At 74.5% G+C, this 8,724-nt stretch carries 9 protein-coding genes; 7 read left to right on the top strand and 2 right to left on the bottom strand.

The window, feature by feature from the left end; all coding sequences use genetic code 11:
• The 4 genes from nadB (at position 1) to HNO83_RS17270 (ending at position 5,150) form a co-directional block, all read left to right on the top strand.
• Positions 1 to 1,563, top strand: a complete 1,563-nt coding sequence (gene nadB / locus HNO83_RS17255) for an L-aspartate oxidase (protein ID WP_175338766.1) — start codon at positions 1 to 3, stop codon at positions 1,561 to 1,563.
• On the top strand, positions 1,557 to 2,411 hold the full coding sequence (nadC, locus tag HNO83_RS17260) for a carboxylating nicotinate-nucleotide diphosphorylase (RefSeq protein WP_175338767.1): 855 nt from the start codon (positions 1,557 to 1,559) through the stop codon (positions 2,409 to 2,411). The genes nadB and nadC overlap by 7 nt, the downstream gene beginning before the upstream one ends.
• Entirely contained in the window at positions 2,408 to 3,550 is a 1,143-nt protein-coding gene (locus tag HNO83_RS17265; protein WP_175338768.1) for a cysteine desulfurase family protein, read from the top strand. Before nadC ends, HNO83_RS17265 begins: the two co-directional genes overlap by 4 nt.
• Before the next feature lie 121 nt (positions 3,551 to 3,671).
• Positions 3,672 to 5,150 (top strand): MDR family MFS transporter, encoded by a 1,479-nt coding sequence (locus HNO83_RS17270; protein ID WP_175338782.1) that lies wholly within the window; start codon positions 3,672 to 3,674, stop codon positions 5,148 to 5,150.
• A 50-nt stretch (positions 5,151 to 5,200) separates the two neighbouring features.
• Here HNO83_RS17270 and HNO83_RS17275 read toward each other — a convergent pair whose 3' ends face one another.
• Together HNO83_RS17275 and HNO83_RS17280 are read right to left on the bottom strand one after the other, a co-directional pair.
• Complete coding sequence (locus tag HNO83_RS17275) at positions 5,201 to 5,656, bottom strand: MarR family winged helix-turn-helix transcriptional regulator (RefSeq protein ID WP_175338769.1); 456 nt, start codon at positions 5,654 to 5,656, stop codon at positions 5,201 to 5,203.
• The gene (locus tag HNO83_RS17280) at positions 5,653 to 6,006 is read right to left on the bottom strand and encodes a VOC family protein (protein WP_175338770.1); all 354 of its coding nucleotides are present in this window, start codon (positions 6,004 to 6,006) and stop codon (positions 5,653 to 5,655) included. Before HNO83_RS17280 ends, HNO83_RS17275 begins: the two co-directional genes overlap by 4 nt.
• Before the next feature lie 105 nt (positions 6,007 to 6,111).
• On the opposite strand from HNO83_RS17280, the gene HNO83_RS17285 reads away from it, so the two are divergent.
• From HNO83_RS17285 to HNO83_RS17295, 3 genes are read left to right on the top strand one after another with little or no spacing between them, the layout of a single operon-like run.
• Positions 6,112 to 6,681, top strand: a complete 570-nt coding sequence (locus HNO83_RS17285) for a carboxymuconolactone decarboxylase family protein (protein ID WP_175338771.1) — start codon at positions 6,112 to 6,114, stop codon at positions 6,679 to 6,681.
• Positions 6,678 to 7,712 (top strand): ADP-ribosylglycohydrolase family protein, encoded by a 1,035-nt coding sequence (locus tag HNO83_RS17290; RefSeq protein WP_175338772.1) that lies wholly within the window; start codon positions 6,678 to 6,680, stop codon positions 7,710 to 7,712. Before HNO83_RS17285 ends, HNO83_RS17290 begins: the two co-directional genes overlap by 4 nt.
• Complete coding sequence (locus tag HNO83_RS17295) at positions 7,705 to 8,634, top strand: PfkB family carbohydrate kinase (RefSeq protein ID WP_175338773.1); 930 nt, start codon at positions 7,705 to 7,707, stop codon at positions 8,632 to 8,634. The genes HNO83_RS17290 and HNO83_RS17295 overlap by 8 nt, the downstream gene beginning before the upstream one ends.
• Positions 8,635 to 8,724 lie beyond the last annotated feature (90 nt).

Below are 8,724 nucleotides of genomic sequence, written 5' to 3' on the forward strand. Positions count from 1 at the left end.
ATGAGCCGCGTGGTCGTGGTCGGCAGCGGGATCGCGGGGCTCACCGCGGCGCTGCGCGCGCACGACCTCGGTCACGACGTGACGGTCGTGACCAAGGCCGCGCTGACGGACGGCAGCACCCGCTACGCGCAGGGCGGCGTCGCCGCCGCGGTGTTCCCCGACGACAGCGTCGAGGCGCACGTCGCCGACACCCTGCGCGCCGGCGCCGGGCTGAACGTGCGGGAGGCCGTCGAGGTGCTCTGCGCGGACGGCCCGGAGCGCGTTCGCGAGCTCATCGCCCGCGGCGCCGCCTTCGACCGCGACGGCGACGTGCTCGCCCGCGGCCGGGAGGCGGCGCACTCCACCTCGCGCGTGCTGCACGCCGGGGGCGATGCGACCGGCGCCGAACTGGAGCGCACGCTGGTGGCGGCGCTGCAGGAGGCCCGCATCCCCGTGCTCGAGGGCGCCTTCCTGCGCGATGTCGTCGTCCGCGAGGGGCGTGCCGCCGGGGTGGTGCTGCGCACGGCCGACGGAACGGCGACGGTCGAGGCCGACGCCGTCGTGCTGGCCACGGGAGGCTGGGGCCGCCTGTACGCCCACACGACGAACCCGGCCGTGGCGACCGGCGACGGCGTCGCCGCGGCCTGGGGGGCGGGCGCGGCGCTGGCCGATCTCGAGTTCACCCAGTTCCACCCGACGGCCCTCGCCGGCGATCACGGCGGGACGGCGTTCCTGATCTCGGAGGCGGTCCGCGGCGAGGGGGCGGTGCTGCGCAACCGCGCGGGCGAGCGGTTCATGCTCGACCTCCACCCGGACGCCGAGCTCGCGCCCCGGGACGTCGTGGCGCGCGGCATCGCGATCGAGATGGCGGCGCAGGGTGGGGAACCCGTGCTGCTGGATGCCACGGCGCTCGGGTCCGACCTGCTGGCCCGCCGCTTCCCGACGATCGACGCGGCCTGCCGCGCGGCCGGGTACGACTGGGGGCGTCATCCCGCGCCCGTCACGCCCGCCGCGCACTACGCCATGGGCGGCGTCGCCACCGACACCGAGGGCCGGACCACCGTCCCCGGGCTGTTCGCGGTCGGCGAGGTCGCCTGCACCGGAGCGCACGGGGCGAACCGCCTCGCCTCGAACTCGCTGCTGGAGGGGCTCGTGTTCGCACACCGGGCCGCCGGGGTCGTCGACGAACCCTGGCCTGCGCCGCCGGCGTGGGTGATGGAGGCGGCGGTCGGGGTGGACGCGGATCCCGCGACCTCGGTCACGCCGTCCCTCCCGTTCAGTCGGGCCCGGCTCGGCGCGCTGATGTGGGAGGCCGCCGGGCTGCACCGCGACGGCGCCCGCCTCGCCGCCGCGGCCGAGGAGCTCGCCGCCGTGCGCGATCCCGAACCGGGAGAGGACGCCGACCTGCTGACGCTCGCGCGGCTCGTGGTGCGCGCGGCGCTTGCCCGCGCGGAGTCCCGCGGCGCGCACTTCCGTTCGGATGCGCCGCTCCCCGCCGAGGGCGCCCCGGCGCACACCGTGCTGCTCCCCCGTCCCGTCCCACTTCCGTCGTCGACCCGCATCGAGGTGCCCGCAGCATGCTGACCCGCCACATCATCCAGACCGTCGTCCAGGCCGCCCTGGTCGAGGACGCGCCGTGGGGCGACGTGACCAGCGAGCTGCTGATTCCGGCGACCGCGACCGCGACCGCCCGGCTGGTCGCGCGCGAGCCCGGCACGTTCGCGGGCGGCGAGGTGTTCGCCGCGGCGATGACCCTGACCGACCCGGCGATCGAGGTCACGCTGCACGTCGCCGACGGCACGGCGTTCGAGTCCGGCGAGGTGCTGGCGACCGTCACGGGACCGGCCCGCTCGGTGCTGCAGGCCGAGCGCGTCGCCCTCAACTTCGCCCAGCGCATGTCCGGGATCGCGACCCAGACCGCCGCGTTCGTCGCCGAGGTGGCGCACACCTCGGCCCGCATCGTCGACACCCGCAAGACCACCCCGGGGCTGCGGGCGTTCGAGCGCCACGCGGTCCGGGCCGGCGGCGGCCACAACCACCGGTACTCGCTCTCGGACGCCGTGATGGCGAAGGACAACCACCTCGCGGTCCTGACCGCGCAGAGCGGGCTCTCGGTCACCGATGCTCTGCTCCGCGTGCGCGAGCAGCTGGGCCACACCACGCACCTGGAGGTCGAGGTGGACAGGATCGACCAGATCGAGCCGGTGCTCGCGGCCGGCGTCGACACGATCATGCTCGACAACTTCACCGTCGACCAACTGCGCGAGGGCGTCGCCCTCGTCGGCGGTCGCGCGCTGGTCGAGGCGAGCGGCAACGTCAGCCTCGCGACGGTGCGCGCCATCGCCGAGACCGGCGTGGATGTGATCTCCTCGGGCTCTCTGACGCACAGCGTCCGCTCGCTCGACCTGGGACTGGACGTGGTGGTCGAGTGATCTACCTCGACGCCGCCGCCACCTCCCCGGTCCGCCGGGAGGTGCTGGAGGCGATGTGGCCGTACCTGACGGGCGACTTCGGCAACCCGTCGAGCCACCACGCGGTCGGCGAGTCGGCCGCCCGCGGGCTCGCCGACGCGCGCGCGGGCGTCGCCGCCTGGCTGGGCTGCCGCGCATCGGAGGTCACCTTCACCTCGGGCGGGACGGAGGCCGACAATCTCGCGATCAAGGGCATCGCCCTGGCGAACCCGCGCGGCCGCCACCTGGTCACGACCAGGATCGAGCACGAGGCGGTGCTGGAGTCGGTCGATCACCTGGTGCGGCTGCACGGGTTCGAAGCCACCTTCGTGCCGGTCGGGCGCGACGGGCTGGTCGCGCCGTCGGACTTCGCCGCGGCCCTTCGGCCGGACACGACGCTCGCGTCGGTGATGCTCGCGAACAACGAGGTCGGCACGGTGCAGCCGATCGCCGAACTGGCGGCGCTCGCCCACGAGAAGGGCGTTCCTCTTCATACGGATGCGGTGCAGGCGGCCGGCTGGCTGCCGCTCGACGTCGGCGCCCTCGGCGTTGATGCGCTGAGCGTGTCCGGCCACAAGATCGGAGCGCCCAAGGGCGTCGGCGCGCTGTACGTGCGCGGGCGCATCCCGGTCGAGCCGGTCATCCACGGCGGCGGCCAGGAGCGCGGCCGGCGCTCGGGCACCGAGAACGTCGCCGGCGCGGTGGCCCTCGCGACGGCCGCGCGGCTCGCCGCGGACGGACGCGAGGAGCGGGCGGAGGCGGCGGCAGCGGCGCGGGACGCGTTCGTCGCGGCCGTGCTGGCCGAGGCGCCCGGTGCGGAGCTGACCGGACACCCGACATCGCGCCTGCCGGGCACGGCGTCCTTCGTCTTCCCGGGAACCAACGGGGAGGCGGTGCTGCTGGAGCTGGAGCGCCGCGGCGTCGTGTCGTCCAGCGGTTCGGCCTGCGCGGCGGGCAGCGAGGAGGCCTCTCACGTGCTGCTCGCGCTCGGCTACGACGAGGACCTCGCGCGCACCGCCGTGCGGTTCTCCTGGGACGGCGACGTGGATGCGCAGGCCCTGCTCGCGGTCGTCCCCGCGGTCGGCGAGGCGGTGCGGACGGTGGCGGCGCTGGGGCGCTGATCGCGGCCGGTTTATTCCCGCGTTCTGCGGAGAGCGAAACGGCGGAATCGTTCCCCTCCCGGACACCCGCGATGTCGGTCGTCCTCGCTACGGTTGACCAGTGACTGAGAAGACCTCACCAGTGCCTTCGGTCGACGCCGGCGCCCTCCCCGCGCCGGCTGCGGCCGCGCCGCGTATCGCGCCGCGCGACCAGCGTGTGATCTGGCTGCTGCTCGCCGCCACGTTCGTCGTGATCCTCAACGAGACGATCATGACGGTCGCCATCCCGAAGCTGATGGACGACCTCCACATCGACGCCCTCGCCGCGCAGTGGCTCTCCACCGCGTTCATGCTGACGATGGCGGTCGTCATCCCGATCACGGGCATCCTGCTGCAGCGGTTCACGACACGGCAGATGTTCATCGCCGCGATGTCGCTGTTCTCGCTCGGCACGCTCTCGGCGGCCCTCGCGCCCGGCTTCCTCGTGCTGGTCGCCGCACGCGTGGTGCAGGCCTCCGGCACGGCGATCATGCTGCCGCTGCTGATGACGACGCTGATGACGCTGGTGCCGCCGGCCCTGCGGGGACGCACGATGGGCAACGTCTCCATCGTGATCTCGGTCGCGCCCGCGATCGGCCCGACCATCTCGGGCCTCATCCTCAACTTCCTGGCCTGGCGGTGGATCTTCCTGATCGTGCTGCCGATCGCGCTGATCATGCTGTTCATCGGCATGCGCTTCGTCGAGAACGTCACCGAGACCGAGAAGGTGCGGATCGACGTGCTCTCGGTCATCCTGTCGGCCCTCGGCTTCGGCGGGCTGGTCTACGGGCTCACGCTGTCGGGCGAGTCCGGCGGCGCGGCCGCGAGCCCGTTCATGCTCTGGGGCTCGCTCGCCGTCGGCGTGCTCGGGCTCGCGGCGTTCGTCGCGCGCCAGCTGCTGCTGCAGCGCAAGGACAGGGCGCTGCTCGACCTGCGGACGTTCCGCTTCCCGATCTTCACCGTGGCGATCGTCCTGATGGCGATCACGACGGCGTCGATGTTCGGCGTGATCATCGTGCTCCCGCTGTACCTGCAGCACGTGCTGCACCTCGATACGCTGGCGACCGGGCTCATCCTGCTGCCGGGCGGCCTGATCATGGGCCTCGCCGCGCCCTTCGTCGGGCGCATCTACGACCGCTTCGACCCGCGGGTGCTGGTGGTGCCGGGGTCGATCCTGGTCAGCCTGGTGCTGTGGGCGCTGACGATGGTGACCGAGCACACGCCGATCGCCATGGTCGTCGCGGCCCACGTCGTCCTGAGCCTGGGGCTCGCGATGATGTTCACGCCGCTGTTCACCGCCGGGCTCGGGGCGCTCCCGCCGCACCTGTACTCGCACGGCAGCGCGATCCTGGGCACCATTCAGCAGGTGGGCGGCGCGGCGGGGACGGCCCTGCTGATCGCCGTGCTCACGCTGCAGTCGACCGCGCTGGCCGCGGGCGGCGCGGGCGCCGACGCGGCGCAGGCGGGCGGGATCCGGACCGCGTTCCTGGCCGGCGCGATCATCTCGCTGTTCGGCGTCGCCGGCTCGCTCTTCATCCGCAAGCCCGCCGACTCCCCCTCCGAACCCGCCTTCGCGCACTGACCCGAGCCGAGTGGTGACAACCTGTCACCACTCGACACGGATACCCGCGATTAGTCACCACTCGACCGCTCGGGGGGCTCGCTGAGGCGTGCGCGGAGGCGGCGCGCGAGGGTCGCGGCGGCCGCGAGCTCGGACGGAGCGGCGACCGCGGCGGTGCGCTCGGCCCACTCCGCGCGCAGGGGTCGGATGCGCTCCAGCGCGGCGCGGCCGGCACCGGTCAGCCGCACGAGCGGGGCGCGAGCGTCCGCCGGGTCCGGGATGCGCTCCACGAGCCCCGCCCGCTCCAGCGCGGCGACCCCTTCGGCGGCGGACTGACGGCGCAGCCCTCGGCGACGCGCGATCGCCGCGACGCTCAGCGGACCGTGCGCGACCGCCCCGAGCGTCAGCCAGCGCGCCGAGGTCAATCCCTCCGCGGCCACGAGCTCGTCGCCCGCCCGGGCGAACGCGTCCGCGAGCCGGAACACCTCGTCGACCAGCTCGGTCAGCCGCCGGCCGGCCTCGTTCACGGCTGCTCCACCAGGCAGACGATATGCGCGTCTGTGTCCCGCACCACCGCCATGCGTTCGCCCCAGGGCTGAGCGGCGGGCGCATCCACCACCGTGCCCCCTGCGGCCACCCAGCGGCCGATCGCGGCGTCGAGCTCCGGGAGGGCGAAGGTCACCGCAACGGCCGCGTCGGAGGCGACGGCCGGACGCTCGTGCACCATCAGCTCGACCCCGTCGGCCGTGCGCAGCCAGGCGAACCCGTCGGCGGTCCGCTCCACGGCGAGCCCGAGCACGCCGGCGTAGAGATCGAGGGCTGCGGGGAGCGACGACGCGGACAGGACGAGGCGGTGCAGGACAGGGGCGCTGGTCATGCGATCACCCTGCCTAATTGACAGGCCCCTGTCAATCGTTCGGCCGCACTAGCATCCGGCCGCGAACGCGCGTGAGAATGGGGAGACCTACGCGAGGAGGCAGCCGTGAGCATCATCCGCACGCCGGAACCGTCCGAGGCGACCGGCGAGGTCGCCGCCCTCTACCAGGAGGACCTGGACGAGCTGGGCTACGTCGCCGACTACACGCGGGTGATGAGCATGAATCCGGAGGCGGTCCGGGCCTTCGAGGCGCTGATCCGCTCGATCGTCGCCCAGCTCGGCAAGCGCCGGTACGAGCTCGTCACGCTCGCGGCCGCGCAGGCGCTCCACTCCGCCCACTGCCGGCTCGCGCACGGCCGCAAGACCCTCTCCCTGATCGACGAGGACGAGCTGGAGCGCATCGCCCGCGACTACCGGAACGCCGGCCTGAGCGAGGCGGAGGTCGCCATGATGGACTACGCCGAGAAGATCAGCCGCGCCTCCTACGCCATGACGGACGCGGACGCGGAACGGCTGCGCGACCTCGGCTTCACCGACCGCGAGATCGTCGACATCACGCTCGCGGCGGCCGCGCGCAACTACTACAGTCGCGCCATCCAGGCCCTGGGCGCGGCCGTGCAGGTGCCGCCCGGCCTGAGCGATCGCCTGCGCGGGGCGCTGCTGGCGCCGCTGTGAGGGACTCCGCACGCGCCAGGGCCCTGGCCGCACTGCAGGGCCTTGCGCTCGGCGACGCCCTCGGGATGCCGACCCAGTCGCTGTCGCGCGAGCGCATCCTTGCCGACCACGGCCGCATCTCGGGGCTCGTCGCCGCCGGTCCGCGCCAGCAGATCGCCGCGGGGATGCCGGCGGGCTCCGTGACGGACGACACCGAGCAGGCCGTGCTCCTGGCGCGGCTGCTGATCGACGGAGGAGGGACGGTGCGCCCGGGCGTGCTCGCCGGGGAACTGCTCGCCTGGGAGCGCGGGATGGAGGCGCGCGGCTCGCTCGACCTGCTCGGCCCGAGCACGCGCGCCGCGCTCCAGCGGCTGCAGGACGGCATGCCGCCGGAGGAGGCCGGCCGGTTCGGGGCGACCAACGGCGCGGCGATGCGCATCGCTCCGGTCGGCATCGCCGTGCCCGTCGAGCCGCTCGGGCTCTTCGTCGACGCCGTCGCCTCCGTGAGCGCGCTCACGCACAACACCGGTCTCGGCATCGCCGGCGCAGCCGCGGTCGGCGCGGCGGTCAGCGCGGGGATCGACGGAGCGGAGACGCCCGAGGCTCTGGATGTGGCGGTCGCCGCCGCGCGCGAGGGCGCCCACCGCGGCCACTGGGTCGCGGGCGGCGACATCGCGGCCCGGCTGGAGTGGGCCGTCCCGTACCTGCTGGAGCTCGACGTGGACGCCCAGGACGACGCGCTCGCGGAGGTGATCGGCACGTCGGTCGCCGCGCAGGAGTCGGTGGTGGCCGCGCTCGCCCTCGTCGGCGTGGCGGTCGCGGCCGGCGATCCGGCGCAACCGGACCGGGACGCTGCGTGGGAGACGCTCTGCCGCGCGGCCTCCCTCGGCGGCGACACGGACACGATCGCCTCGATGGCGGGCGCCGTCCTCGGCGCGACGGGCGCCGCCGACTGGCCGCGCACCGCCCTCGACACGGTGCGCCGCGTGAACGCGCTCGACCTGGAGCCCCTGGTCGACGGACTGCTGGAGCTGAGGAGGCGACGTGGCTGAGGGACGGCTGATCTTCACCGGGACCGTGGTGGTCGACCTGCTGATGCGCGTGGACGCGCTGCCCGAGCGCGGCGGCGACGTGCTCGCCTCGTCCGCCGGGATGGCGGCGGGCGGCGGCTTCAATGTCATGGCCGCCGCAGCCCGCGACGGCGTCGAGGTGATCTTCGCCGGCCGCTCCGGCACCGGCCCGTTCGGCGAGGTGGTCGCCGAGGCGCTGTGGCGGGAGGGTATCTCGGTCGCGAACCCTCCGCTGGAGTCCGCCGACAACGGGTACTCGGTCGTCCTGGTCGACGCGGGCGCCGAGCGCACCTTCGTCACGGCGGCGGGAGCCGAGGGGATGCTGAGCCGCGCCGACCTTGACGCCGTGCAGCCACGGCCGGCCGACGTCGTGTACGTCTCCGGCTACAGCCTCGCGCACGCCGCCGCCGGACCCGCGGTGGCCGGCTGGGTGGAGGCGCTCGGCCCGGACACGCGGGTGGTCTTCGACCCGTCGCCGCTGGTCGGGACGCTCGACCGCGAGCTGCTCGAGACCGTGCTGCGCCGCACCGACGTGCTCAGCGCCAGCTCCCGGGAGGCGCGCATCCTGCGCTCGCACGCCCACCCCGCGCCCGCCGCCGGCGCCCTGCGCGGGATGCTGCGCGAGGGCGGCGTCGCCGTGGTCCGCGACGGCGCCTCCGGCTGCTGGGTGGCGACCGGCGATCCCGCGCCGACGCACGTGCCCGCGTTCCCGGTGACCGCCGTCGACACGACGGGAGCCGGCGACGCGTTCGGCGGTGTGCTCGCCGCCGCCCTCACCCGCGGCGCCGACCCGCTCTCCGCCGCCCGCCGGGCGACCGCCGCCGCGGCGATCGCGGTGACCAGGGAGGGACCGGCCACCGCGCCGACGGCGGCCGAGACCGACGCGGCTCTGGCGGCGGGCTGACGCCCCGATTCGTGCCGAATCTCCATTATGAGGCGGGCGGATTCATACGGTCAACGCATCACGTGATGAAGGGTGCGGGGTGTGGTGGGT

Source organism: Leifsonia sp. C5G2 (genome assembly GCF_013359685.1).
Taxonomy (GTDB): Bacteria; Actinomycetota; Actinomycetes; order Actinomycetales; family Microbacteriaceae; genus Leifsonia.

Coding starts and splice junctions, on each gene's coding strand:
- nadB (WP_175338766.1), top strand. CDS start 1: ATGAGCCGCGTGGTCGTGGTCGGCAGCGGGATCGCGGGGCTCACCGCG.
- nadC (WP_175338767.1), top strand. CDS start 1,557: ATGCTGACCCGCCACATCATCCAGACCGTCGTCCAGGCCGCCCTGGTC.
- HNO83_RS17280 (WP_175338770.1), bottom strand. CDS start 6,006: ATGACCAGCGCCCCTGTCCTGCACCGCCTCGTCCTGTCCGCGTCGTCG.